The organism is Erythrobacter sp. YT30, assembly GCF_001542875.1.
Lineage (GTDB): Bacteria > Pseudomonadota > Alphaproteobacteria > Sphingomonadales > Sphingomonadaceae > Erythrobacter.
Genome location: NZ_LMAF01000001.1, coordinates 668,669 through 695,614 on the forward strand (window position 1 = coordinate 668,669; position 26,946 = coordinate 695,614).

The following is a 26,946-nucleotide window of genomic DNA, read 5'->3' on the forward strand; positions in this document are numbered from 1 at the left end:
CTCTCACTTAGCGGACCGTGCGATAGAGGCAAGCGGAGAGGCCATGGCTCTCTTGCAAAGATTGAGATAACAGCTTGCAAAATTGGGGATAGAGGACTGCCATGAGCGCCATTTTAGTCACCGGATCAAGTCGCGGGATCGGCGCTGCGATAAGGGAAGCGCTGGAAACGCGAGGCCTTCAAGTGGTCGGCCACAGCACGCGCGGCGATGGTGCGGATGAACTGGCTGCCGATTTCAATGACACATTTGCCGCGCAATCCCTGTGGGAAGAGGCGTTGGCGCTGGGCGATGGCGAAATCACAGCTGTCATCAACAATGCTGGGCTTTTCGCTGCAAACCCAATGGCGAATTCAGACATAGAATGGCTGGATGCGTGGGAGGACACGCTGCGAATCAACTTGACGGCAGCCGCGCAATTGTCGCGATTTGCCGTCAAACATTGGCAGAAGCGCGAGCGCGATGCGGACGGCGTTCGCGGACGGCTAGTGCACGTGGCAAGCCGCGCCGCCTATCGCGGGGATTCGCCCGATCACTGGCACTATGCCGCAGCCAAAGGCGGGATGGTAGCGATGCACAAAACAATAGCGCGCGCCTATGCGAGCGAGGGCATTTTGAGCTTTGCGATCACACCGGGCTTTACCGATACGGCGATGGCAGGCGATTATCTCGAAAGTCGTGGCGGCGCGGATTTGCTTGCCGATATTCCGCTTGGCCGGGTGGCTGAACCCGAAGAGATTGCCGCTATTGCGAGCTTTTGCGCCTGCGATGCCCCTTCCAGCATGACGGGCGCTGTGATTGATGCGAATGGAGCCAGTTTTGTACGATAAGTACGATAAGATTGCGCAGATTCTCGCTCTTGGAGTGCTGTCTGGATTCTCGGCTGTTGCGCAGGCCGATGCGTCACAAAGCACTGCCAATTCTCCACAGAAATGGGCAGAGAAATGCGAACCTTGGGATGAATGGGACAAGCCAGCGCCACCATTTAAAGTGCATGGCAACACATACTATGTCGGAACTTGCGGTATAGCGTCGATCCTTATCACCGATGATGAAGGTCATGTCCTGCTCGATAGCGGAACTGAGGCTGGCGCCCGAGTTGTCAAGCGCAACATTGAAATGCTGAACTTCGATATCGGTGACGTCCTGCTTCTCGGATACAGTCACGAACATTTCGATCACGTTGGCGGTATGGCTTATTTGCAGGAATTGACCGGCGGATCGTTAGTCTCCCTCAAAGCCGGCGCAAAGGTGATGGAGAGTGGAGCAAGCGACCCAACTGATCCGCAGCACGGGATGCATGCCCCCTTTGCCCCAGCCCGTGTTGATTTCGTTCATAAGGACGGAGATGCGATGGGAACCGGATCGTTGCTGGTCAGATCGTTTTCTGCACCTGGCCACACCCCTGGCGCGACAATCTGGCAATGGGAAAGCTGCGCCGAAAAAGACGGGGACGACGATTGCAAGACGATCGTATATGCCGACAGCATGTCTCCGGTCAGCCGGGATGGCTATAAATTCTCAGATCATCCCGAATACCTTGCCGCATATCGGGCAGGCATTGATCGGCTCGGCAAACTCGAATGCGACATTCTGCTCACCCCCCATCCCTCGCACAGCCAGATGGTCAAACGCGCCGCCACGGGCAGCTTTGAAGGCGGTGTTAGCTGCGCCGAGTACGCCGCGCAAAAGCACCGCGATCTTGACGCTCGCCTCGCAAAGGAGATGGCGGACGAATGAGCGCAACATATTTGCTGTCTGCCCATGCGCCCAAAATAAAGGTTCAGGCCGCCCTCCTCGCGCATGACGAGATTGAGGATTGGGATCCAGAACTCGTCATCACGGGCCGCGAGATTGCTGAGGACAGGCCGGAAGAGTGGGTGCTCGAAGGGTATTACCCGCGCAAACCGACTGCCGCGCAAAAGAAGGCGATGGCTTCGCTTTTCGCTGGGAAAGTCCCCGATATCAAAGCGCAGAAGCTCAAGGAGCAGGATTGGCTGGCACTGAGCCAGCAAGGTGTGCAGCCCATTCGCGCAGGCAAATTCTACGTCCACACGCCTGATTTCGAGCCCGATCCCAATGCCATCAACTTTACCATTCCAGCAGCTCAGGCCTTTGGAACTGGTCAGCATGAGACGACCGCCGGGTGTCTTGAAATGCTCGAAGTCGTCAAACGCTCAGGGCTCGTTGCCCGGCGCATTGCCGATATCGGGACCGGCACCGGGCTTCTTGCCTTTGCCGCGATGCAATTATGGCCGCGAGCACGGGCTACGGCATCGGATATTGATCCGGTGTGCGCCGATGTTGTGCTGGACAACGCGGCGATGAATAGCATCGCGGTGGGAGCTGGTTCGGGCGCTCTCACCATGGTGATCGCCGATGGCATGCACGATCCGCTGCTGTCCCTGCGCGGACCGTATGATCTCTTGATCGCCAACATTCTTGCTGGGCCATTGGTCGATCTGGCGCCCGATTTTGCAGCGGCTGTGGCGCCCAAGGGCAGCCTAGTTCTGGCAGGACTGCTGGCAGGCGAGCAAGAACGCCAAGTGCGCCGCGCTTACGCCCGCGCAGGATTTCGCCCTCGGGCGCGATTGCAGCGCGGGGATTGGGCAATCCTCTGGATGAGACGGCGAGCGCAAATTGCCTAAATCATCGTTCTGGTGGAAGGCCGTCCGCCGGACCTTCGCCGCCATATTAGCGATCATCGCCATCGCTGGGCTTGCGGGATGGATCGGCTCGTCGATACCGCGCGGCGATCCGCTTTTGGACGCGCCCGCCGACCCTGTTGAAATCATGATAGCAACCAATGGCGTACACACCGAAATCGTGGTCCCGGTTGTCAATTCGACCAGGGATTGGCGCGAGATCCTGCCGAGCGTCTCAAAGACGGCAAGCGGGGATGTCACCACCCATATCGCAATCGGCTTTGGCGAGCGCGACGTCTTCATCAACACGCCGACATTCTACGATATGAGGCTTTCCACCGCCCTGCGCGTGGCGACAACGGGCGGCGAAGGCATGATCCGCGTAATCAATCTCACCAATCCGGGCGCGCATCAAAATCGCCGAAAACTCACCATATCGCGCGAGCAGTATGCGCGGCTGGTAAACGCTCTCGAAGACGATCTGCCGCCACTTGCCGCTGGCGAAGCACGCACATTCGAAACAAGCACCTATGATCGCGGGCGCTATTACGCGTCACCTCAACGCTACACCCTTATCACCACTTGCAATCAGTGGACCAGCGACAGGCTGGCCAACGCTGGCATTCGCACCGGCTGGTTAACCCCGTTTTCGGGCGGAGTGATGAAATGGGTGCCGAAACCCAATGCGGTTCGCAAAGTGGAACCGTGACCGCTTTCAATCCTTTGAGAAGGAACACGCACATTTTCTCAAAGGACACCTCCCATGGCCAAGACACTTCTCATCACCGGCGCATCGTCGGGTATCGGCGCTGCAACCGCAAAAGCTGCCGCGAGCGCCGGTTGGAATGTAGCATTGTGCGCGCGATCGGCTGACAAGCTGGAGGCGTTGGCGAAAGATATCGGCGATGCCGCCCTTGCCGCGCCGTGCGATGTGACCAAGCGCGAGGAAATCAAGGCCGCGCTCCAGAAAACCGCTGATCATTTTGGCGGTGTCGATGCGGTGTTTGCCAATGCGGGAACGGGCGCTCAGAAACCCGGCGTTGAAGGCGGCGATCCGGATGAATGGCACGATATGATCCACGTCAATATCTTGGCCGTTCTATATGCCGCGCACGAAGCGATCCCGCATCTCAAAAAGACCAAGGGGCAATTCGTCGTCACCGGATCAAAGGCGGGCCGCGACACGTTCAAAGGCTCGGTCTATTCCGCAACCAAGCACTTCGTGCACGGCTTTGGCGAAAACCTCGCCGAAGAAATGCGCGAATGGGGCGGCCGCGCGACAGTTATTGCGCCCGGTATGGTGGACACCGCGTTTTTTGATGAGCCCAAGCCTACGAAGATCCAGCCCGAAGATGTCGCCGCAGCAGTTATGTTTGCGTTAGAGCAGCCCCAAACGGCCGCCGTGCGCGAGGTCTATCTTATGCCGAACGATTGAGGCAGCGCGGCTTTCTACCTTTTCGCAAGAGCCGCCAGACGGGCTTCCAGAAACAGCTTCTCAGCGGGCGCGGGGTCCAATTCCAGCGCTCGCTTGTAAGCCCTCGCCGCTTTGTCAGTCTCCCCAAGCCGCGCGCGCAGCTCTGCCTCGGCCGCATGATAGGGGCGCGATCGTGCAAGCTGATCGACAGGCAATTTCTCCCACTCGGTTAGTCCCGCCGCCGCCCCATCGCGCTGCCCGATTGCAACCGCTCGGTTGAGCGCTACCATGGCGCTGGGACGCATGATTGCCAGCGCATCGTAGAGCTTAACGACAGCCTCCCAGTCTACTCCCCCCTCAAAAGCGCGCCGCGCATGGGTCAGCTGGATAGACGCCATCACCTGATAGGGCCCGGTGGCTACCATCACAGCGGCCTCTTCGAGTAAAGCGCGAGCGCGATCGATCCGCTTGCCGTCCCACAGCTGCGCGTCCTGCTCTGACAAAGGCACCATCGCGCCACCGCCATCAACCCGCGCATTCTCACGCGAACGGGCGAGCAACACCAGCGCGGCAAGGCCTAGCGCTTCGGGCTCGTCCGGGCACAACTCAGCCAGCATCAAGGCCAGCCGTTCCACCTCACCAGCCAGCTCGGTGTCGCGCGCTTGCGCCGCATCCTGATAGGCAACAGTGTAGGCCAGCTCCAAGGTCAGTAGGACGGCCTCTAGCCGCTCTCCCCAGTGCTTTCGCTCAGGGATTGCGAACCCTATCCCCGCATCGCGTATCTTCGCTTTTGCGCGGGTAATGCGCTGGAACATGGCCTGCTCGCTGGTAACGAAGACGCGCGCGATTTCGGCGACAGGCAGCCCGCAAAGGACCTTGAGCGCGAGCGCAGTGCGCGCTTCCAAGGCAATCGCGGGATGGCAGCAAACGAAGATCAATCGCAGCGGCTCATCGGGGATCGGATCGGGAAATGCGATAACCTCGCCCATATCGTCCTCCTTTGGCTGGATCCTCGCTTCGGCCTCAACAGCGCGGGTTTCGGCGTCGCGTCGGCGCACAGCATCAATGGCCTTGCGTTTGCCAACGGTGATCAACCACGCCTCGAGCGATCGCGGCTCTGCCTCGCTTTCAAGAAAGGCCGCGCACGCATCGGCAAAGGCATCTTCTGCGCGGTCAATATCGCGCAAATGCGCGGCCAGGGCAGCAATCACCCGTGGCCGCGCGGCGCTGAGCGCTGCCGCCTTGTCATCAAGACCAGCTGCGCTCATGTCACATTTCGAAGTTGGGGCGGATTTCAATCGCTCCATCGCCAGGAACCGGGATCTTGCGCGCCCATTCAATCGCCGCGTCAAGATCGCCAACGTCAATGACGTAATATCCGCCCAATTCTTCGTGCGTTTCGATGAAGGGGCCATCATGCAAGGTGCCCTTGCCCGATTGGTATTTGATCGTCGTCGCGCTGTCTGCGCCCTGAAGGCGGTTGCCGCCCTCATAAACGCCCGCAGCGACCATATCCTCAATCAAGGCCATGTGTTTGCCGACAACTTCCTCCATCAATTTTCCGCCATCATCGCCTTGGTAGATGGCTTCATTTTCATGGATCATCAGTGTGTACTTCATCCGTAACCTCCATTCGCGAGCTTCTCCCCTTTGGCGAAGCTTCGCAAGGGAGACGGATGGGAACGCCGGGATTCGACAGGCTCACGAAATCTTTTTGAGAATTATTGTGAAAGCGTGGTTTCAAGCAGATCGAGCGCGTTGCGCGTAAAGCTTTCCATATTGGCGATGCGATCATCGCTGCCGGTTTCAAGCGTTTGCGTAAACTCACCCAAAGGCCCGACAAGAGCTGCGACGCTTGTTCCGGCCGCCGCGCCTGTGGGATGGGAGGAACCGCCCACCGATCCGCTTTCGGCAAGTCCCCAATCCGCGCCGAAATTGTCCCTCATCGCGCGCGCTTGGAGCAGAGCATAATCCTCACTCGCCCCGCGCATGCCTTTGTACGCATCCTTGGGGAGCGCAAACAGCACGTCTCTTGCGCGGAATGAATAAACCACCCCGCCCCCGACGAAGAAATCAAGCGCACCGGGTATCGTCAACAAGCTTGCAGCGATCAGGCCACCCGTAGCGCCGTCCGCGACCGCGATTTTCTCGCCACGTTGGCGCAAAAGGTTTGCGATGCGTTGGGACTGAGGGTGTAGCTCAAACAGGAAGCTCATTCACTCATCCGCACGTTTACGCCTCTGAATTGCCTCGTAGGCGACGCCGAGCACAAGCCCAACGGCTACACCGATCGCTGGCATCTCCAGCGCTGCGCCGATCGCCACGCCGATAACAACTCCCCATATGACTGGCCGCATTGCTCATCTCCTCAACCGGCCCCCGCGACAATACTAGCCCATCCCGCCTCATCGGTCACGTCGATACCAAGCTCCTGCGCCTTCTTCAGCTTGGAGCCTGCACCCGGCCCCGCAACCAGCAAATCGGTTTTGGCGCTAACCGATCCAGCGGCCTTTGCACCAAGCCTTTCAGCCTGCGCTTTGGCTTCATCGCGGCTCATAGTTTCAAGCTTTCCTGTGAAGACCACCGTTTTGCCCGCCACTGGACTGTCGAGCACTTCGACTTCGTATCGCGGTGGGGTAACGTGGCTCAGCAGGTCTTCCCACACTGCGACATTGTGCGGTTCGTGGAAGAAATCGCCCAGAGCCGTCACCACGCTTGGCCCGATGCCGTCGATACTGGTGAGTTCGGAGGACGCATCTTCATCGCCTCCATGCGCTTTTTCAGCCAGATCGCGAAGCGCGGGCAATTCGTGTACATGCTTTAGGAGATCGCGCGCGGTCACTTCACCGACGTGTCTGATGCCGAGGCCGAACAGCAGCCTTGCCGCATCGGGCTCGCGCTTTTCTTCCACAGCCGCCAACAGGTTATCTACAGACTTATCCTGCCACCCCTCAAGCGCGAGGATATCGGCGCGGCGGTCTTTCAGGCGGTAGATATCAGCGGGGCTTTCGAGCCAGCCCAGTTCAAAAAACTGCGCTATGGTTTTGGAGCCAAACCCTTCGATATCAAGCGCTTTTCGGCTGACGAAATGCTCGAGCCGCTGCGTCCTTTGTGCGGGGCAGATCAGGCCTCCCGTGCAGCGAACGTCGACCTCCCCCTCTTCCGCCACGGCTTCGCTGCCGCATTCGGGGCAGGCATCGGGGAAGTGGAAGGGATCGCGTTCCTTGTCGCGAGTCAAATTCTCAACGACTTGCGGGATCACATCGCCCGCGCGCTGGATGACCACACGATCTCCGGGACGAACACCCAGCCGTTCGATCTCATCGCGGTTGTGCAACGTGACATTGGTGACCGTAACCCCGCCCACCAGCACCGGAGCAAGCCTGCCCACCGGCGTCAGTTTGCCCGTGCGCCCGACCTGAATATCGATGGCTTCGAGCGTTGTTTCGGCGCGCTCTGCCGGGAATTTGTGGGCAATCGCCCAGCGCGGGGCCTTGCCGACCGATCCAAGTCGGCTCTGCCAATCGAGCCGGTCCGTTTTGTAAACGACGCCGTCAATCTCGTAGTCGAGATCGGGCCGCGCCGCCGCGATGGTCTCGTAATGCGCGATCAGGGCATCGACGCTTTCGACCCGCGTGAACAAAGGCGAGATGGGAAAGCCCCATTTGCGCAAGGTCTCAACCACCTCGGTTTGTGTTTCGCCTGGTACATCCGAGGCTGCGCCCCAGCCATGCGACCAAAACCGCAAAGGCCGTTTGGCGGTGACGCTCGCATCCTTTTGCCGCAGCGATCCGGCGGCTGCGTTGCGCGGATTGGCAAAGCGTTTGGTGTCCTCTTCTTCAGCCTTGCGATTAAGCTCAGCAAAAGCTGCGCGCTCCATATAGACCTCGCCGCGCACTTCGAAGACTTCGGGCACGCCTGCTGGCAATTCTTGCGGGATGTCAGCGATATGGGCAACGTTGGCCGTCACATCCTCACCCACCTGGCCATCGCCGCGTGTTGCCGCGCGTACCAGCCTTCCTGCCTCATAGCGCAGCGAGCACGACAACCCATCAATCTTGTCCTCCGCCGTAAATGCCATCGGCGCATCTTCGGCAAGCGAGAGGAAGCGCTTGAGGCGCGCGGCCCACTCGGCGACTTCTTCGGGGTTGAAGGCGTTGTCGAGGCTCATCATGCGAACCTCGTGCGTGACTTTCGAGAGCGGCGATGCGGCGATCTGATGGCCGATCTTGCGCGAAGGGCTGTCCTCACGGATCAGATGCGGAAACGCCTCTTCGAGCTCTCGATTGCGACGGATCAGGGCGTCATATTCAGGATCGGTGATTTCGGGCGAATCTTCGGCGTGGTAAAGCCTGTCATGCCGCGCGATCTCGCGCGCAAGGCGCATGAGTTCATTGGCGGCTTCAGCTTCTGTGAGGTTCGTGCCGCTCATCTCTCTCCGTCACTTTGAGCTTCAACCGGCTCGGGCAATTCCAGCGGGACGCCCGTGTCGGTCTCGCCGATCACCTGACCATCGCCATCCACGTCGATCCTGATCTGCAGGTCCTCGAATTCGCTGAAGATCGCTTCGACGCGCTGTCTCGCTTCTTCCTCAGACAAGTTGCCAGCATCGCGTTCGCGCGAGATTTCCTGGAGTTCGGCGAGTTTTTCAGGCCAGTTTTTGCCGATATCATCGGGCAATTGAACCACATCGCCCAGTTCGGTGCGCAAATCGCGTTCAAACGAGCCGTCTGCAATCGCTCCCCCAATGCCAAAGGCAAGCAGCAACGGCGCGATCAGCCCGATGCCGAATGATACGAAGAAGACACGCCTGAAGCTCATCTCGGTCAGCAATCCGAGCACCAACATGGCCGCAAGCGCCACAATCGTCATCAGCCCAATGCCGGCAAGCACCGCCATCGCCACAAGCGAGGCAAACATAGCAGCAATCACTTCCATCACACGTCCTCCAACAGCCTGTCCGCCTGCGCGCGGGCTTCGGAAGTGATTTCCGCGCCCGACAGCATGCGTGCGATTTCTTCCTGCCTTCCGGACTGGTCAAGCTCAACAACGCCGGTCTTGGTGACAGTACCGCTCGACGATTTGGCAATGAGGTAGTGTTGTGAGCCGCGCGCGGCGACTTGGGGGCTGTGAGTGACGGCGAGCAGCTGCCATTCTTCTTGTGCCAACCGCGCAAGCCGCTCTCCAATGGCGGAGGCGACCGCACCGCCAACGCCCCGGTCAATCTCGTCGAAGATGATCGTCGCGGCCCCGCCTTTTTCTGCAAGCGCCACTTTGAGCGCGAGGATAAAGCGCGAGAGTTCGCCACCCGATGCGATCTTTGCAAGCGGCGCAAAGTCCGCGCCCGGATTGGTCGCGATCAGGAATTCAACCGCGTCTGCCCCTGCCGAACCCCATTTGTCCTCTGGCAAAGGCTCAATCGCTGTCTGGAACCGAGCCGCATCGAGCTTGAGCGGCGCAAGCTCTGCCGCGACCGCCTTGTCGAGCGTCTTAGCTGCCTTGACGCGCTGCTTATGGACCTTTTCGCACGCTGCGACATAGGCTTCGCGCGCTTTGCCGGATGCTGCTTCCAGGGTCTTCAGATGCGCGCCGCCGCTCTCAATCGCATCGAGTTTCCCGCGCATTTCCTGCATCAGATCAGGCAGCGCATCGACCTCGCAGCGGTGCTTTCGAGCCTGCGCACGCAGTTCGAACAGGCGCGTTTCAGCAGCATCGAGAGCCGCTGGATCAAAATGGAGGGCCTGCGCTGCAGCTTCCAACTTCTCTTCCGCCTCGCCCGCTTCGATGACTGCGCGGTCCAGTGCAGCGAGCGCTTCGGCCAGCAATTCGTGCTCTTCGGCGATCCGATCAAGCTTTCGCGCAGCCACGCGTAACGTCGCCAATGGCGCTTCGGAGCCTTCCCACAGATGGCGCAATTCCTCCAAGTCGCCTGAAAGCTTCTCTCCCTTTTGCATATCGGAGCGCGTTCCAGCCAATTCCGCTTCCTCGCCCACCACAGGAGCGAGCGTTTCGAGTTCGGCCAGATGAGCGCGCAGCAGCTCCTCATCCGCTTGCGCCTGCTCCACTTCGCGCCGCGCTTCTGCAAGCTGCGCATCCGCCTTGGCCCAGGCCTGCCAGCTGTTTGCCAAAGCATCGAGATCGGTTCCGGCATAGCGATCCAGCAGGATCCGGTGCCCGCGCGGGTTTACCAGACCGCGATCATCGTGCTGGCCGTGCAGTTCCACCAAGGCCGGCGCTATATCGCGCAAAGTGCGCGCGCTTGTCGGCTGATCGTTGATAAACGCCTTTGAGCCGCCATCAGCCTTCACCTGACGCCGGATCATTAGCGGTTCGCCCGGCTCGCACTCAATCTCCGCCTCATCGAAGGTTTCTGCGATCAGCGTGGGCATGGTCTCAAATTCGAAACTGGCGGTGACGCTAGCCTTTTCCTCACCGCTACGCACCAGCGATGTTTCCGCCCTGTCTCCAAGCACCAGCCCCAGCGCATCAAGCAGGATCGATTTCCCCGCCCCCGTCTCGCCCGTAAGCACGCCCAGCCCGCGCGCAAAATCGAGATCAAGCGCTTCAATAAGGACGATATTGCGGATCGAAAGCCGGGTAAGCATTGCGGCCCTACCTAGCCCAAGCGATTGGCAAGGTCACGCATCAAGCCGCCCTTTAGGCACAGCCATTTTCGGACGCGCTTCCCGGTTTCAAGATGCTTTAACTCGAACCGGCTAAACCGCTGGGCAAACACATCTTTGAACCGATTTGCGAGCGCGCGGGGGTAGTTAAGTCTGATATGGAAACACCGCACCAAATTCGATTTTCCAGTTTGTGCGTTGCCGCAACCCTTGGGTGCACGGCGATGAGCAGTGCCACGCTCGCTCAAGATGGTTTCACCACGCCTGTAAGCGAAGTCTTGCTCGATCAAATGCGCAATAATGTGCACCTCGAGGAATACATTGCCAACGCTCTGCGTCCTTTGAGATCGATGGATAAGGACGGCGACGGTTTGACAAAGGCCGATGTTGAGCAACAAGAAGCGGTGGCAAAGGCGAACGAACGCGCCCGGCTTGCACAGCAATTTCTTCGGATGGATTTTAACGGCGATCTGAAAGTGGACCGGGCCGAAATTCTCAAGTTCACTCCCGGAGAGAAAGAAGTCGCTGCTCGCGTCGCCGATCGGTTCATTGACCAGTACGATCAGGATAACGATGGCACGGCTACACTCGAAGAGGCGCTGACTTACACAACTCCATCCTATGGTCGCCGGCGCAGCACTGGTGGTGCGGATCTGCTGGCGCTTGATCCAAACGGTGATGGGCGGATTACACCGGCAGAATTGAAGGGTTTGGCGGAGGCTGCTTTCGACTATTTTGACAGCGATGGAAACGGCACGCTGTCACGCGAGGAAGCGCTCGCTATTCAGGAGGAACGGCGCCTTGCTGAAGAAGTGCGTAAGCGCCGCGAAGCTGGGTGCTTTTTTAGGCCGCCGTCCGCAGGTGCCAGATTTATCGCTTACGCCCCCTATGGCGGGCAAACCATCTCAAACGTATTTGTCGGAAGCCCGGATATCGAAACCAGCATCGTCGATATGACAATTGAGGCTGGCAAAGAGCCGCTCTACCTCGTGTTCACGAGCTATGATTCTGTCATATGGCGCTTTAAAGGCGCGACCGATCGGGTGGAACGTGTCATCGCCGCGTCTTTCAAAAGCGTCCATCGCCGCGACAGCCGCACCCCGCATTCGACATCCGCAGTGGGCATCATCGGCTTACAAAAGAACAAGGTCCGCATTGCCAATCGCGACTGCATTCCCGATTTTGCGGACCAGCGAGAAATCGATGCTGGCGTCCCCCAGCAAGCGATGGTGGCACTTTTTGGTCGCGAGCCAGACGTGATTAAACGGGAAAACCCGATTGGCACGCTGTCCCTTCCTTCGATTAAGTTTTCGCGCTTTAGCCGCAAGGAAAAGCCCGAACCGTTAGAGGGGTTTGACCCGGTCATCTGGGAGGATGCCATACACTTCCACCCGGGCGGTCTCGCCATCATTGACGAAAGCACTGTGATAGCGGCAGAGCCCGTAGGTGAATACGAGGTTCTTCCCAACAAGTTTGGCCTTTCAAATCTGGTCGCATCAGGACATCTGAAGTTCGAAGGCGAGGCTTTCCACAGTCGTAAATTCACCTTGTTAAAGCCCATTGCACGTTGGCCTGCTGGGATGGGCGGCGCGCTTTCGACCGCATTTGTAAAGCCAGAAGGCATCCCCACGCCTGACGGACGATTGGGACATAGCTGCGTCTTGAGCGAGGAAGATGGTGCCAAAGCCAATTGGGAACGGCTCTGCCGGGAAAAAGGGAGCGTAAGCATCCCCTCAGCGGTTGATATCGAACGCGGATCTTTGAAGCGCTGATCCACGGTCAAAGACTGCCGAACGCATAGCCGATTGCACGGCCGCACACTTTACGACTATGACGCCATCCAACTTCGGAGGCTGCGACAAAAGTGCTGAAAACAATTCTGATAATAGTCTTCGTTTTGGCGCTTATCGGCCTTGGAGGCTTTGCCTATCTCGGGCAAAAATCGAAGAGCGGCACTGCCCCTGGCATGGTGAATGGAACGCTCGCGCCGTGTCCGGATTCGCCCAATTGCGTCTCCAGCGAGCCGGGGACCGTGAGCGACAAGCAAGTTGATGTCTTGCCGATCGATGCCTGGGACGCCCTTCCCGGCATAGTCGAAGCGATGGGCGGCCGCGTCACCACGCAAGGCGAAGACTACATCGCCGCCGAATTTACCTCAGCGACATTCGGCTTTGTCGATGATCTGGAGCTGCGCAAGGCCAATGAGGCGGTGCATGTGCGCTCGGCATCGCGAGTGGGATACTCAGACGCAGGAGCCAACGCAAAACGCGTCGCGGAATTGCGGGAAAGGTTGGCGGAGTAGTGCGGGCTTAGCTCGCGGTGACACCGCTCGCGTGATCTTCGACCAGCTCATAAGCCTTTTCGTACCACTCGCTGCCCGGATAATTCGCACCCAGAACAGCTGCGTACTTCACCGCCTCTTCAGGAATGCCAAGCGCCAGATTGCTTTCGGCAAGACGATAAAGCGCCTCGGGCGTGTGGCTCGTCGTATCAAAATCATCGACCACATTGCGGAAACGGATCGCGGCAGCGAGCCACTGGCCTGAACGCTGGTAGTGCCGCCCTATCTCCATTTCCTTGCCCGCTAGGTGATCGGCCACAAGGTCCAGTTTCAAGCGCGCATCAGCCGCGTATTCGGACTGAGGAAAGCGTCGGTTCACCTCGCGCAAGGCCGTCCTCGCCTGCTCGGTAATCTTCTGGTCGCGGTTCACATCCGAGATCTGCTCGTAATACGACAGCGCGATCAGGTAATACGCATAGGGCGCATCCTTGTTGCCCGGGTGGATCGACAAGAAGCGCTGCGCATTCTGGATCGACTTGTTGTAATCCCTCGCAATGTAATAGCTGAATGCGCTCATCAACTGCGCGCGCCGGGCCCACGGTGAATAGGGATGCTGGCGCTCCACCTCGTCAAACAGCGCCGCTGCCACCAGAGTGTTCCCGCTGTCCAAGCGTCGCTGCGCCTCACCGTAAAGCGATTCCACATCGCGCGCGACATAGGCGACATCTTCATTCGCCGAAGACCCTCCGCAAGCAGCAAGAGTGGCGATGGCCGCGCCCAGAACGGCTGAACGGGCGACAAGGCGGGTGGCGGATTTACGCGAGAATACGATCATGGCCCGCCGTATAACCGGCCCCCACGTGAACGCCAAGTGAAAGGGAGCTGTTTTCCCAAAAGCCGCACGCCCCACCAACCGCCGCAAAACCAAGCGGCGATTAACCCTGTTTCTCCACATAGCACAAACGCTTAGCGCCCCATCACCTGGGCCTCCATGGACAGGGAACCCACAATGCTGCGTCAGATCTTCCGCGATGAAAGCGGCGCCACCGCGATTGAATACGGCCTTATCGCGGCGCTCATTTCGATCGCCGCCATCCTCGCGTTTCAGGCGCTGGGCCTCAATCTTGGCAACACGTTCAACACGGTGAGCGAGGCGATGGCAGGCTAAGCCCCTCGCCCCAACCATTTTCCTACTCGGCGGGTTTGTGATCTAGCCCGTGCATGAGCCAGGCCACACCCAAAAACGCCGCAAAGCTCCCCGCGCTTACCGGCACCATCCCCGATTTCACCCCCGTCCCGCGCCAACGCATGCGCCGCGGCGGGTGGAGCGCTGATCGCCAGCGCGCCTTTATCGAAGCTTTAGCCGAAACCGGCAGCGTGCGCGCCGCCTGCCGCCGTCTTGGCGTGGGCGAGCACCACATCTACAAATTGCGCCGCCACCCCGAAGCGGAGAGCTTTCGCAAAGCCTGGGAGGCAGCGCTTGATTGCGGCATCCAGCGGATCGAGGATATCGCGATGGAGCGCGCGGTGAACGGCGTCGAAGTACCGGTCTATCACGCAGGCGAATTGATCGGCACGCGCCGAGCATACAATGATCGCCTGCTCATGTTCCTGCTCAAGAACAGGGCGCCCCAGCGGTTTCCCGAAGGCCAGGCCGGCATCCCCATGAGCAAGGCCGGATGGGCGCGCGAGAAAACCCGCCTCAAGCGGAAATGGCGCAAGAAATGGGAGGAAGAACGCGCTGCCAGTGAGCGCGCCGGCCAAAGGCAGACCTCCGCCGCCGAAGTGCGCGCAAGCATTGATCGCAAGATCGAAAGCCTGCGCCGCGAAGCCGAAATCAAGCGTCAGCGCGAATGGGACATGCTCTCAGAAGAAACCCGAGCCGCATGGGAGCGCTTCGAAACCCTGCGCGACCGAGACCTAGACGCAATGCGCGCCGATGAAGACATGCGGCGTGCGGTAGAGCGAAAGCCGCGATTGTTGGTGGAGAAGAACGACCCCGCCTAGCGCGCGCGATTGCGCACAGAAATGCAGATCCGCGCATAAGGTCTTGCCTTCAACGAAGCTTCATTCATAAGATAGTGATCACTATCGATTCGCTCGTTGAGGGGGTGGCATGAACGCCCATCGCAAATCAGAAACAACGCCGCTCGATGCGTTGCGCAAACCGGCGCAGACGCGGGCACAGCAAACGGCCAGCCGCATACTGGATGCCGCCGCAGCGCTTCTTGAAGAGACGGGATTCGAAGACCTTTCCACCAACGCGATTTGTCGCCACGCTGGCGTCACACCACCGGCGCTGTATCGGTATTGGCCCAATAAGCATGCAGTGCTCGCTGCATTGGCTGAGCGCCTTCTTGGCAAGCAAAATGAACGCATGGCGCAGTGGGCGTTCAACGAGTTTAATGCTGGCGATCTGGAAGAGAGCTATCGGCTCCTCTTAACCGGACAGCTCGAAGTGACTTTGGAGCAGCCGGGCGGCTTATGGATCACCCGTGCGCTTCGGGCGTCGCCGACCACCGCAAGCATTCTCGACAAGTCCTCGGCAGAGCTTGTTCCCCTGCTCATCTCAATGGGCCTTCCCGGAGCATCGACCGATCCAGATGCGCCGCTCGGCACACAAGTGCGCCTTGGCATCGAAATGGGTTACGCCGCGCTCGAATTGGCTTTGAATGCCCAACCTGCGGAACGCACCCGCATCATCAAGGAATCGGCGTTTCTGCTCGTCACTCAGCATCGAACGATCATGAGCGCCTCCAACAAATCGTGAGCAATTTCATGAAGGGATCGAACAATGAAAACTGCGCGAATGATGATTGTCGCTGGCATGGCCGCAATAGTTTTGTCTGCATGCGCTACGCCCTATGACATGGGCGGACTGCCTGTTGGATTATTCCGCGGCAGCAAGACTGAACAGCTCGATGACAAGACGTACCGCATATACGTCAATGTCAGCACGTCGACCAAGCGCCAAACGGCATTCGATCACGCGAACCTGCGGATGGCGCAGCAGACGCTCGAAGCCGGATACCCCTATTTTCGGGTCTTGAATTTCGAGGATCAATCCAAACGCCAATATGGCATCAGATACAAGCAAACAGCAGAAGGCACCGGGTTGCCGCTTGATCCGTTCCGGTTGGGCATCGCAGCCGATCGATATTACAAAGGAACGGTCACGAAGCTCGACGGACGATTTCGCCTTGTCTCTGGTGAGGAAGCCAAAGATCTCCCTCGCAACCAATTTTACCATGCTTGGGGCATCTACGAACGCCTAGCGCCCAAGTACCTAGGCGATAAAATGAAATCCGAAGATCATTTTGCTGCGGTGATACTGGCAAGGCGCGAAGGCCTTCCCCTTGAAGAAGCGGAGCGAGAGCTGAACGAACGCTGGCAAGCATACAAAGCTGAACAATGACCTGTTGGCGCCAAATCAGAGCAACCGCAGGGGCCTGCGCACTCTTGTCAGCATCTGTTAGCAGCTTGGCACAAAGCCACACCCTAGAACGGCACGAGGAAACTGAGCAGGCTGACCATTCTGAAGACCGTCTCGTGCCCAGACTGTCTGAGCAGGATATTAGATTGACGTCTGGATTACGAAGATACGTCCCAACCTACACCGCCATATTCGGTAGCGAGCCCGGGATTTTCGTGTTTGACACCGCCCCATTCCTGAAAGTCGAAAGGCTAGCCATCGCCCGTATCGAAGATAGCCAATGGACAAGCGTGGCTTTCGATCGGGACAAAGACCGATATTCGTGCGAAGGCTCTCGTGCGCCTGTCCGAAAATGGGGTTTGCCTTCCATCGTGACCGCTTCGATCGAGATCGATGACGCCACCGATGAAGTGTCGGCTACCGAAACATTTGTCTCCGACTCGCAAACAATCCTCATCGCGCTGTCACGTCCAATCATCGAAGTTTGGAGCAATGATGCAATCGATGCGCGAGATGATGGAGAGGTCGCGTATGTGCTCGACCGTTGCCGTGCAATCATAGACAAAGCCGATGTCCCAGGCTTACCGCTCAACGACGAGGAAAGACGTCGCTTTGCTGGGCCACACGGTCTGATCAATCTGGAACCAGGTGAGAGCCACATTTCGGCTCTTTTCGAAGCCAAACCAGGTTTATACTGGTTGAAGCCTTCATCGCGATCAGCTCAGCCTTGGCCCTTCATGGTTGCTAGAGTGACTGATGCTGATTGGACAGCTTTGCACTATGTCCCAAATTCCGATGATTTCCGGTGTGAAGGAGCGATAGCCCCTGAGCGCGCGGGCGGCTTGCCGGGGATCGTTCGCACTCGTTTGCACTACGACACCGGCGAAGTGCCACCCTTAGATGTCGATAAGAGCAATCACGCGACAATCGTGCCGCTTCTCTCGCGGAAGGTCAGCTACCTCGACGACGCCGAAAGAGCAGAGCAGATCGCAGCATTCCCGGACGTCCAAGACTATCTTGATGAGTGCCGCAGATTGGTCGATCTTGCTCCCGAAAATCCGGAATAGCCTTGATGTGACCAGCGCATATTTGCTCGTTTCTTGAGATTGGTACTGATCAACGATCCCGAGCGCGATGGGCTGGACCAACCGCGGACCTTCATTCTTCCCCCATTCGCAGCGCGGCAATAAACGCCTCCTGCGGAATACTCACGTTTCCGTATTCGCGCATCTTCGCTTTGCCCTTTTTCTGCTTTTCGAGCAGCTTCTTCTTACGGCTAATGTCGCCGCCATAGCATTTGGCCGTAACGTCCTTGCGCATGGCTGCGATCGTCTCGCGGGCGATGATCTTGCCGCCTATCGCGGCCTGAACGGGAATCTTGAACAAGTGCCGTGGAATCAAGTCCTTAAGGCGCTCACACATGCCCCGACCACGCTCTTCGGCGACCCCCCGATGCACGATCAGCGACAGCGCATCAACGGGCTCTGCGTTAACCAAGATATTCATCTTAACAAGATCGCCTTCGCGACTGCCTATCTGTTCATAGTCAAACGAGGCATAGCCACGCGAGATGGACTTGAGGCGGTCGTAGAAGTCGAACACGACCTCGTTCAATGGCAACTCGTACGTCACCTGCGCGCGCCCGCCGACATAGGTGAGATCGGTCTGGATGCCGCGGCGATCCTGGCACAGTTTGAGGATCGCGCCCAGATACTCATCCGGGGTGTAGATCACCGCCTTTATCCACGGCTCCTCGATCATTTCGATGCGGTTTACATCGGGCCAATCAGCCGGGTTGTGGATGTCGATAACCTGCGCGTCTTCGGTCTTCGATTTGGAGAGATGCACGCGGTAAACGACGCTTGGCGCGGTGGTGATGAGATCGAGATCGTATTCGCGTGAGAGGCGTTCCTGTATGATCTCAAGGTGGAGAAGGCCCAGAAAGCCAGCCCGGAAACCAAAGCCCAATGCGGCAGAGCTTTCCATTTCAAAGCTGAAGCTGGCATCGTTAAGGCGCAGTTTGCCAATGCTTTCGCGCAGTTTCTCAAAGTCAGCAGCGTCGACGGGGAAGAGGCCGCAGAAAACGACGGGCTGGACTTCCTTGTATCCGGGGAGCGCTTCGGTTGCCCCGCCCTTCACTGTCGTGATCGTGTCACCGACGCGGGCCTGTTCAACCTCTTTGATCTGCGCGGTGATAAATCCGATTTCGCCGGGGCCAAGCTCTTCAAGGTCAGTGCGTTTGGGGGTGAAGCAGCCGACGCGGTCAACAAGGTGCTGCGTGCCGCCCTGCATGAACTTGATGTTGAGCCCTTTAGTGAGCGCGCCTTCGATCACGCGGACAAGAATAACGACGCCGAGATAGGGATCGTACCAAGAATCTACGAGGCTGGCTTTGAGGGGTTTGTCCCGCTCACCATTGGGCGGAGGGATCTTGGCGACGACAGCTTCGAGCACGTCTTCAATGCCAATGCCGGTTTTGGCAGACGCCATTACGGCTTCGGATGCATCAAGGCCAATCACATCTTCGATTTCCTGCTGGACGCGTTCGGGCTCAGCAGCGGGAAGATCGACCTTGTTTATGACGGGGACGATTTCGTGGTCATGCTCGATCGACTGGTAGACATTGGCAAGCGTTTGCGCCTCGACACCTTGTGCAGCGTCAACAACCAGCAGCGCGCCTTCGCAGGCGGCGAGTGAGCGAGAGACCTCGTAAGCGAAATCGACGTGACCGGGTGTGTCCATCAGATTGAGCTGATAGGTCTCGCCGTCCTTGGCTTTATAATTGAGACGGACGGTCTGTGCCTTGATGGTGATGCCGCGCTCTTTCTCAATGTCCATGTTATCGAGGACTTGCTCCGACATCTCACGCTCGGTGAGGCCGCCAGTGAATTGAATCAACCGATCAGCAAGCGTGGACTTGCCGTGATCGATATGAGCGATAATCGAGAAATTGCGGATCTTGGAAAGGTCAGTCATTGTTACGCGCAGATAGCTTTAGGAAACGGCGATGTCATTCGCGAAAACGCGCAAATCCAGAAGCAATGTGTTGCAAAGCTGAGAACCTGCGTTTTTAACGCAGACTAGGTACGCAATCAGGCGGCTTCGGGTTTCATCGCGGTGGCGTAGCCGAACTGAGGGACACTGCCTGTTTGACCCAGCAATCCGCCTTCCATTCCCGCATAATTGCCTTGCGATAGGGCTGCCAAAGGCGCTCCTGCGGATGCCAGCGCATAAGGAGATACGCGGTTGCGCGTTACAAGGCCGCCCGAACCATCATCGATGAGGTTCTGCTCAAATTCGAGACCCTGTGTATCATCATTGGTACGAATGACTGTCGCAACGGCCAACTGGCCACCGCCCAGATCGACCACGAACTGCGTACCCTTGGGTACATCCACCAAACCCTGGATCAATGCGCCTGAGCGCGACAGATTGCGCAAGGTGACCTCATAAGAGTGATCATCGTGGATCACCTGGATCTTACGGAAGACGGTACGGCGGCGCGCGCGTTTGGTCCTGTCCCCGCTTGGCGCAATCTTCCAGGCATCGCCCGTCAATTCCTCAGCGACTGTCGTGCCGCTGACGGGATCGGAGTAGATGGGGCCTTGGACATATTTGACGCCGCACTCGACGAGCGCCTTGTTTAAAGCCTCAGTCTCAATGCCATTTGCAATCGTATTCATTTCCATCGCGCCTGCGAGCGCGACAATTGCACGGATCAGGCCAAGACCGCTTGCATCATCACCGTCACCGCGCCTTTCCGTGTTGCGGTCTGCCTCTGCAATCAATCCTTCGTCGATTTTGATCGAATCAAATGGTGCGCGGCGCAGATAGGCAAGCGATGAATAGCCCGAGCCAAACTCATCGAGCGTCAAACGGACGCCAAGCTTGAACAATGAGGCGAGGATACGGTCAACGGCATTGGTGTCACCGAAAAAGACCGCTTCGGTGATTTCCAATTCGAGACGTGCCGGTGATAGCTCAGCATCTGTCAGCGCATCGGAAACTCTTTCGACGAAGTCTTGCGAATTGAGTAGAGCCGGCGCGACATTCACCGATACACGGACGCTCTCGGGCCACTCGGCAGCATTGCGGCAGGCCTCCTTGATCGACCAAAGCCCGACTTCGCTGGTCTGGCTTGAACCATCAAGAATCTGCGCAAATTCTTCGCTTACAATAGCGCCGCGCTGGGCATGGTTCCAACCGACTTGCGCTTCAAGGCAGCGAACTTGCTGTGTCTTGGTATCAACGATGGGTTGGTATTCGAGGAAGAGCTGGTTGTCGCGAACTGCTTCCCCAAGGTCTTCTTCAAGACGGCGACGGAAAATGGCCTCATTTTCAAGATCGCCCGAGAAAAAGCGATACTGCCCTCGCCCACCATTTTTTGCCGCATAAAGAGCAAGGTCGGCTGAGCGCACGATCTCATCCATAGTCACACCATCATGCGGAGCGATCGCTATGCCGACAGATGCACCGATTACGCAGCGACCTTCATCAAGCGAATAGGGTTGGCGCAGCATATCGATGATCTTCATCGCGATATCGCCAAGTTCACCGCGATCATCGCAATCGGGAATCATCACTTGAAATTCATCGCCGCCGAGCCGTCCGATCTCACATTCACGCTCGATCGCGCGGCCAAGACGCGTCGCAACCTGCTTCAGCAGCTCATCGCCTGCCGCATGACCCAAAGTGTCATTTACTTGCTTGAAACGATCAAGATCGAGCATCAGGATCGCGCAATTGCGCTTGGCTGATTTGAAAGCTGTCAGCGTCGTCTCAATCCGGTGCGCCATGTGATGGCGATTGGCGAGGCCTGTCAGGGAGTCGAATTTGGCGAGCCGCGCGGTTTCCTGTTCGCGGTAGAATTCCTCGGTAATGTCCGCTCCGGTGCCGCGAAAGCCGCGAAAGTCGCCGGATTTACTGAATACAGGCTGGCCCGACAAACGAAGCACTGCACCGTCCGGTTTCTTTACAGCACGCAAAGCAAAGCCTGAAAACGCTTTGTGCGCACCCAGCATCAATGCAAGCGACTTGGTTCGTCCTTCGCGTGAAGCGGATTCGAAAATGCTCGACAGCGGCTGGCCGATAAGATCGCCCAGAGGCAGATCGACGCGCTCGGCAATGGCGGCACTCAAATAGGTGAGATTTCCCGCCTCGTCACTGGCCCAGAACCAGCCAAGGCCCGATTGTTCCAGGTCATCAAGCATTGCCAGCTTTTCACCATCAGACAGTGCATTTGCCGCATCACCGGCATAGCTCGAGCCGCCGCTGCGTCCCCGCACCGACGAACTGCCTGATTTTGATGACAAGAAACCCTTAAAGGGCACTGGCAAAGGTCCTTCTCGTGTGAACTGGCCCCAACGGGCGCTTTAACAATGCCAAGATGTAAATCCGTTTGGTTACTTTTCTGCTAAGAATTTGGCCGGACACAACGGAATTGCAGAGTGCAGCGCTATTTTGACGTTCTCAGCCCGATGCGCTCATCCGTGTCCCTGCCAGCACCTCAAATGTGCCATCCTGCCGGCGGCTGAGAGGGAGCGTGAATTCCACACCGGCACGATCCTCTATCGACCAGCGAATGTTTGCACGCGCGCTGACTTGAGCGCTGAATTCAATCTGGACGGTCGCGCCTTCAGGCAGGTTCCAGAGACCATCGACCATCGCTCCGCCTGAGGAAATGTTGCGCAAGGTGGCTGGCATCCGATTGCCGTTGTGGCTTATGAAAACGCGCTTGAGGAGCACCTGTCGTTTACCTCGAGATGATTGAGGGCCTTCAGCTGCGACGATTTTGCTGCCTTCTACCAGCCTGCCCGCATCCACCGCCGAGACGGGCTTATGATAAATGAAACCTTGGACATGGCTGCAGCCAAGCACGCGGATAAGCTCGAGCTCATCCAGCGTCTCCACTCCTTCTGCGGTGGTGTCCATCTTGAGCGCTTCTGCAAGAGATGTGATCGAAGCGATAATGGCACCATTGCGGCTGCCCGGTTTGGTGGCGCCCTGCACAAAGCTGCGATCGATCTTGATCTTGTCGAATGGCGCTTTCTTGAGGTAGCCAAGCGAGGAATACCCAGTCCCGAAATCATCCAGCGCCAGACGCACGCCCACCCTCTTGAGCGCCTTGAACATCGCATCTGTTCCAGCCGTATCGTTCAAGAACACGCTTTCGGTGATCTCAAGCTCAAGCCGTGATGGCGTTATGCCGCTATGTGCCAGCGCGTTGGCGACAATGCTCGGCAATTCCTTCTGTGAGAATTGCAAGGGCGATACGTTGACGGCGCAACGAATACTTTCAGGCCAGGATGCCAAATCCTCACAGGCTTTTCGCAGCGCCCATTGGCCAAGTTTGTCGATCAGTCCGGCATCTTCAGCCACCGCAATGAACTTTTCTGGCGAGAGCGAACCGCGGCGCGGATGGTTCCATCGCATTAACGCTTCGAAGCCCGTGATTTCTTCAGTCGCGGTGAAAACGACAGGCTGATAATACAGCTCCAGCTCTCCGCGTCCGATTGCCTCGCGCAGATCCTGCTCGAGTTCGGCGCGTTCTTCGGCTGCGGAATGCAGGCTCTTGTTATAAAAATGGAACTTGCCGCGCCCCGCGTCTTTCGCCGCATACAGCGCCAGATCGACATTTCGGATCAGCTCTTCGCTGGTTTCGCCATCCATTGGTGCTCTCGCGATGCCAACGGACGCACCGATGATCACGCCTTGGCCTTCGACGGAGTATGGTTGCGATAAAGTGCTGATGATCTCGTTTGCCACGAAGCCCAGCTTGTCCCGATCCTGACTCCCCGGGATGATGACCTGAAATTCATCGCCACCCAATCTTCCGCATCGCCCAATACCATCGAGCACACGTTCGAGCCTCTGAGCAACCTGTTTGAGCAGTGCATCACCTGCTGGGTGACCGAGCGTATCGTTGACCTGCTTGAAGCGATCAAGATCGAGCATGAGCAGAGTGCAGGCGCCGCCGCGTTCTGCGGGCGCTGCAAGGATTTGATCGAGTAGATCGCGCATTTGGGCTCGGTTTACGAGCCCTGTCAGAGAATCGTAATGAGCAAGTCTCGTGACTTGCTGCTCGTTGCTGCGTTTTTCCGTGAGATCGGTGCCATGGCCCCTGAACCCGCAGAAGTTCGAAAAGCCGTCATAGACAGGCCTGCCCGTGAGTGACCAAAGGCGGTCGCTCCCTGCCGCGCGCAATTCGATATCCTTAAAGGCGGATCGAGCGGATAGATGAAATCCAAGACTGCGCTCAGGTGCGACTGCGCCAGGCGCAGCTTCAACAATGCTGCTGAGCGAACGCCCTCGCAATTGATCGGGCGAGTAGCCAACCACGCTGGCGGCAGACGGAGAGATGTAGCTGATCTGCCCTCTGCGGTCAGTTTCCCAGAACCAGCCATGGCCTGTTTCCTCAAAGCTGCGCAAAATGTCTTCAGCGCGCGCTGCGACCCTATCGCGCGCATCATTGGCAATCCGGCGTTTTTCCGCCGAATGCCATTCAAACCGCGCAATAAGGACAAGCGCAAAGGTCGCCCCAACGATTGCCGCTATGCTGACCAAGCTGAAATCGAGGAGCGCAAAAGCACCCCACATGGCGATTTTCGCCGCAAACAGGGACATGACGCGCATGCTGAGAATGGCTGCGCAGGCTGCATTAATACAAACCAGTGTGGCAATTGCCCATTGCCACGCGAGGCCGCTTTGAACCCAGCTTGCAAACACATATCCCGTACAAAGCATCGGGATAATGACCCCCACAAACAGCAGGCCATATCGCGATGCCTGCGTTCGATCGGCGTTTCGTTCGCAATAAGCGAGCCGCTTCCCAAAGCCAAAGATGAAAAGCGACAGAGCCGCGGCGGCGACAGGCCATCCGAGCGGCACATCCACCGCGACCAGCGCCGCCATCGCATACGCTAGCGCAAGCACCAAAGCCAACCTGCGCGATTTGCGGGGCAGGTAATACTGGTGGTCGGGGAAGTCTTTGCTGTCGGGATCCACTTTCAGATCGAGGCTGGCATTCAAATCGCGGATCGGGCTTCGACGATCTTGAGAATTGCGCGCGCCAGTTTTGCGGTCTTCGCCTTTCGCTGCTTTCCGCTCATTCCCTACCTGTTCATCGACCTGAGGATCGCGCGAAACCGACCGTTCGTCACCTGGAACAGGCGACTTATCGGGTGGTTGGTTGTCAGGAGCGGCCGAGCGCATGGTCATATCAAAACCATGCCTCCACCCCTTTTGAAAAACGGTTAATCGGAATGGTTGAAAAAGGGGTAGGATATGGCCGTTTCCCGCAGAAAATAGCCATTAACCTCGGCCGGAAAGCTGAACTTCCATAAACGCCTTGGGCTCCTTGGATTGGGCGTGCATGTATCCTGCATACGAGTCATCGTTCAACGCCTGCAGGGGCCGTCCGGCCAATTCCATCTGATAGGGCGAGACACGGTGGCGCGTGCACAATCCATCAGCCCCGTCGCTGATCAGCGGTGTTTCGAATTCGACCCCCTGGCTGTACCCTTCAGATCGTTTTACCGTCGCGACAGCCAATTGTCCCCCGCCAAGATCAAGCACGACTTTGGTTTCGAGCGGCACATCAAGCAGCCCCTCGACCTTGGCGCCTGTCTTTGACAGGTTACGCAGTATCACCGTGTAGCGGTGATCCCCGTGAATCAGACCAATCTTTCTGAATTCAGTGCGCCGATCAGCGCGAAATTTTTCAGGACCACGCGGTACATAGACAAGATCGCCTTTCTCAAATCGCTCGGTCACTTCTTCAATCGGAACAGCACGAGAAAACAAAATGCCTTGTAAATGGGTCGCGCCCTGCCCTGTCACCGCTGCAAGCTCGTCCTTGGTCTCAACGCCCTCGGCCACTGTCTCCATTCTGAGGACACTGGCAAGGCTCACAACGGCGGCAATGATGGCAAGGTTATTGTTGTCACCGCTTGAGCAACCCCGAACAAAACCCTGATCTATCTTGATTTTATCGAATGGTGCGTCGCGCAGATAGCTGAGCGAGGAATAGCCAGTGCCAAAATCGTCCAATGCCAATCGGATCCCAAGCTCTTTGAGGTTCTTGAACATCAAAAGAGTGCGCTCGATGTCGCCAACAAACACGCTTTCCGTAATTTCAAGCTCGATCTGCTGAGGATTGACGCCGCTTCGTTTAAGAGCAGTCCGCACGACTTCCACAAAGTCATCGGAGGCGAATTGAACTGCGGAAACGTTGATAGCGGCTTTAACCTTGTTCGGCCATTTGGCGACTTGCTGACAGACCTCGTTGAGCGCCCATTCGCCAAGCTCGCGGATTAATCCGACATCCTCTGCAACAGGGATGAATTCTGCAGGAGAAATCATTCCGCGTTCGCTGTGATCCCAGCGCATGAGCGCTTCCATGCAGACAACCTCGTGCGTTTTGGCATCCACAATCGGCTGATAGTACATCAGCAATTCATTTTTGGCGGCCGCATCTCGCAAATCCGCCTCGATCTGGTGGCGGTGGCTGGCTTTGTCCTGAAGATCGCTTGAATAAAACCGGTGCTGCCCTCGGCCACCGCCTTTTGCGGCATAAAGAGCAAGATCGGCAGCCTTGATCAGTTCGTCCGTTTCCACGCCATCGTACGGCGCAACAGCGATGCCAACCGATGATCCGATCACCGCGCGGCTTCCACCGATCGAATAGGGCTGCGAAACCATCTGAATAAGGCGCTGACCAAGTTCGCCCAATTCCCCACGATCATCGTAATCGGGTAGGATGATCTGGAATTCATCCCCGCCCAAGCGACCTATTTCGCCCTCATCACCAATTATGCGCTGAATGCGGGCTGCAACCTGCTTCAAGAGCTCATCGCCTGCAGGATGGCCGAGCGTATCGTTCACCTGCTTGAACCTATCCAGATCAAGCATCATCAATGCGCAGCTGCGCTTCGCGTGGGTGAAGGCCTTTAATGTCGATGTCAGGTTGCGCGCCATGCGGTGGCGATTGGAAAGACCCGTCAGGGAATCGAATTGAGACAGACGTTCGGCATCGACGCGGTCTTGATGGGTGCGGCTGATATCCTTGATACTGCCTCGATAACCTTCGAAAGTGCCGTCGCCGCAGAAATGTGGCTTGCCCGAGATTTCCCACCATGCCGACTTGTCGCCTGCGGTAAGTTTGACAGCACTTGCATTGATCGAATTGCGAGCCGCCAGCATGAACCGCAAAGGCCTTTGCGCTTCGTCTCGCTCAATCTCGGTATCCTCCTCGAAAAGTTCGGAAACCTGCCGTCCGACGACATCGGTTTCCTCCAGTTCGAGCATTTCGAGCGCCTTGGGCGTGAGATAGGTCAAACGACCCTCGGCATCGCTGGCCCAGAACCAACCAAGCCCGGAGTTTTCAAGACTGTCGAGCAAAGCGACGCGGCGCGCTTGATCGTCTGCGCGGATAGGATCAAGTTCCGCAGGTTCACCGTCGGCGGCCGGCTTTTTCTCAGCACCCTTGGTGATGCGCGAAAGCAAACCCGCCATGTTGAAAAGCCCACTCCGAAAACGCGATACGTCCAAACCCC

At 57.7% G+C, this 26,946-nt stretch carries 24 protein-coding genes; 12 read left to right on the top strand and 12 right to left on the bottom strand.

The window, feature by feature from the left end; translation table 11 throughout:
* Positions 1-101 precede the first annotated feature (101 nt).
* The 5 genes from AUC45_RS03170 to AUC45_RS03190 are packed head-to-tail and all read left to right on the top strand — an operon-like array spanning position 102 to position 4,077.
* A complete protein-coding gene (locus tag AUC45_RS03170; protein WP_067597993.1) occupies positions 102-827 on the top strand; it encodes an SDR family NAD(P)-dependent oxidoreductase in 726 nt (241 codons plus the stop codon).
* Entirely contained in the window at positions 805-1,737 is a 933-nt protein-coding gene (gene bla, locus AUC45_RS03175; RefSeq protein ID WP_067597995.1) for a subclass B3 metallo-beta-lactamase, read from the top strand. The genes AUC45_RS03170 and bla overlap by 23 nt, the downstream gene beginning before the upstream one ends.
* Entirely contained in the window at positions 1,734-2,645 is a 912-nt protein-coding gene (locus AUC45_RS03180; protein ID WP_067597998.1) for a 50S ribosomal protein L11 methyltransferase, read from the top strand. Before bla ends, AUC45_RS03180 begins: the two co-directional genes overlap by 4 nt.
* Positions 2,638-3,351: a DUF2459 domain-containing protein gene (locus tag AUC45_RS03185; RefSeq protein ID WP_067598000.1), complete on the top strand. Its 714-nt coding sequence runs from the start codon at positions 2,638-2,640 to the stop codon at positions 3,349-3,351. Before AUC45_RS03180 ends, AUC45_RS03185 begins: the two co-directional genes overlap by 8 nt.
* Positions 3,352-3,405: 54 nt before the next feature.
* A complete protein-coding gene (locus tag AUC45_RS03190; protein ID WP_067598003.1) occupies positions 3,406-4,077 on the top strand; it encodes an SDR family oxidoreductase in 672 nt (223 codons plus the stop codon).
* A 14-nt stretch (positions 4,078-4,091) separates the two neighbouring features.
* On the opposite strand, the gene AUC45_RS03195 is transcribed toward AUC45_RS03190, so the two are convergent.
* The 7 genes from AUC45_RS03195 to recN all read right to left on the bottom strand — a co-directional run bounded on the left by AUC45_RS03195 (position 4,092) and on the right by recN (position 10,661).
* Positions 4,092-5,324, bottom strand: coding sequence for an RNA polymerase sigma factor (locus AUC45_RS03195; RefSeq protein WP_067598006.1), 1,233 nt, complete (start codon positions 5,322-5,324; stop codon positions 4,092-4,094).
* Position 5,325: 1 nt separating this feature from the next.
* The gene (locus AUC45_RS03200; RefSeq protein ID WP_067598009.1) at positions 5,326-5,676 is read right to left on the bottom strand and encodes a YciI family protein; all 351 of its coding nucleotides are present in this window, start codon (positions 5,674-5,676) and stop codon (positions 5,326-5,328) included.
* 101 nt (positions 5,677-5,777) lie between these two features.
* On the bottom strand, positions 5,778-6,272 hold the full coding sequence (locus AUC45_RS03205; RefSeq protein ID WP_067598018.1) for a CinA family protein: 495 nt from the start codon (positions 6,270-6,272) through the stop codon (positions 5,778-5,780).
* Positions 6,273-6,413: a hypothetical protein gene (locus AUC45_RS15830; protein WP_197409494.1), complete on the bottom strand. Its 141-nt coding sequence runs from the start codon at positions 6,411-6,413 to the stop codon at positions 6,273-6,275.
* A gap of 11 nt (positions 6,414-6,424) precedes the next feature.
* Positions 6,425-8,488 carry an NAD-dependent DNA ligase LigA gene (ligA, locus tag AUC45_RS03210; protein WP_067598021.1) on the bottom strand — a complete coding sequence of 688 codons (2,064 nt, stop codon included), beginning with the start codon at positions 8,486-8,488 and terminating at the stop codon, positions 6,425-6,427.
* Positions 8,485-8,994, bottom strand: coding sequence for a hypothetical protein (locus AUC45_RS03215; protein ID WP_156423721.1), 510 nt, complete (start codon positions 8,992-8,994; stop codon positions 8,485-8,487). The genes ligA and AUC45_RS03215 overlap by 4 nt, the downstream gene beginning before the upstream one ends.
* Positions 8,994-10,661, bottom strand: a complete 1,668-nt coding sequence (gene recN / locus AUC45_RS03220; RefSeq protein ID WP_067598027.1) for a DNA repair protein RecN — start codon at positions 10,659-10,661, stop codon at positions 8,994-8,996. Before recN ends, AUC45_RS03215 begins: the two co-directional genes overlap by 1 nt.
* 242 nt (positions 10,662-10,903) lie before the next feature.
* Here recN and AUC45_RS03225 point away from each other — a divergent pair, with 242 nt between their 5' ends.
* Both AUC45_RS03225 and AUC45_RS03230 read left to right on the top strand, forming a co-directional pair.
* Positions 10,904-12,451 (top strand): EF-hand domain-containing protein, encoded by a 1,548-nt coding sequence (locus AUC45_RS03225; RefSeq protein ID WP_197409495.1) that lies wholly within the window; start codon positions 10,904-10,906, stop codon positions 12,449-12,451.
* Positions 12,452-12,543: 92 nt separating this feature from the next.
* Positions 12,544-12,981 carry a DUF1499 domain-containing protein gene (locus AUC45_RS03230; RefSeq protein ID WP_067598032.1) on the top strand — a complete coding sequence of 146 codons (438 nt, stop codon included), beginning with the start codon at positions 12,544-12,546 and terminating at the stop codon, positions 12,979-12,981.
* A 7-nt stretch (positions 12,982-12,988) separates the two neighbouring features.
* Here AUC45_RS03230 and AUC45_RS03235 read toward each other — a convergent pair whose 3' ends face one another.
* A complete protein-coding gene (locus AUC45_RS03235; RefSeq protein ID WP_067598035.1) occupies positions 12,989-13,795 on the bottom strand; it encodes an outer membrane protein assembly factor BamD in 807 nt (268 codons plus the stop codon).
* A 174-nt stretch (positions 13,796-13,969) separates the two neighbouring features.
* Here AUC45_RS03235 and AUC45_RS15465 point away from each other — a divergent pair, with 174 nt between their 5' ends.
* The 5 genes from AUC45_RS15465 (at position 13,970) to AUC45_RS03255 (ending at position 17,460) form a co-directional block, all read left to right on the top strand.
* Entirely contained in the window at positions 13,970-14,128 is a 159-nt protein-coding gene (locus AUC45_RS15465; RefSeq protein ID WP_082700933.1) for a Flp family type IVb pilin, read from the top strand.
* 53 nt (positions 14,129-14,181) lie between these two features.
* Positions 14,182-14,967 carry a hypothetical protein gene (locus tag AUC45_RS03240; RefSeq protein ID WP_067598039.1) on the top strand — a complete coding sequence of 262 codons (786 nt, stop codon included), beginning with the start codon at positions 14,182-14,184 and terminating at the stop codon, positions 14,965-14,967.
* Between the two features lie 109 nt (positions 14,968-15,076).
* Entirely contained in the window at positions 15,077-15,730 is a 654-nt protein-coding gene (locus tag AUC45_RS03245; RefSeq protein WP_067598042.1) for a TetR/AcrR family transcriptional regulator, read from the top strand.
* Positions 15,731-15,754: 24 nt separating this feature from the next.
* Positions 15,755-16,375, top strand: coding sequence for a hypothetical protein (locus AUC45_RS03250; protein WP_067598045.1), 621 nt, complete (start codon positions 15,755-15,757; stop codon positions 16,373-16,375).
* 233 nt (positions 16,376-16,608) lie between these two features.
* Positions 16,609-17,460, top strand: coding sequence for a hypothetical protein (locus tag AUC45_RS03255; RefSeq protein ID WP_067598048.1), 852 nt, complete (start codon positions 16,609-16,611; stop codon positions 17,458-17,460).
* Positions 17,461-17,551: 91 nt separating this feature from the next.
* Here AUC45_RS03255 and lepA read toward each other — a convergent pair whose 3' ends face one another.
* From lepA to AUC45_RS03275, 4 genes are all read right to left on the bottom strand, one after another.
* A complete protein-coding gene (gene lepA, locus AUC45_RS03260; protein ID WP_067598050.1) occupies positions 17,552-19,369 on the bottom strand; it encodes a translation elongation factor 4 in 1,818 nt (605 codons plus the stop codon).
* Positions 19,370-19,485: 116 nt separating this feature from the next.
* Positions 19,486-21,678, bottom strand: coding sequence for an EAL domain-containing protein (locus AUC45_RS03265; RefSeq protein WP_233998512.1), 2,193 nt, complete (start codon positions 21,676-21,678; stop codon positions 19,486-19,488).
* Positions 21,679-21,862: 184 nt separating this feature from the next.
* Positions 21,863-24,610, bottom strand: coding sequence for an EAL domain-containing protein (locus AUC45_RS03270; RefSeq protein WP_067598053.1), 2,748 nt, complete (start codon positions 24,608-24,610; stop codon positions 21,863-21,865).
* 93 nt (positions 24,611-24,703) lie between these two features.
* Complete coding sequence (locus AUC45_RS03275; protein WP_067598056.1) at positions 24,704-26,905, bottom strand: bifunctional diguanylate cyclase/phosphodiesterase; 2,202 nt, start codon at positions 26,903-26,905, stop codon at positions 24,704-24,706.
* Between the last annotated feature and the right edge of the window lie 41 nt (positions 26,906-26,946).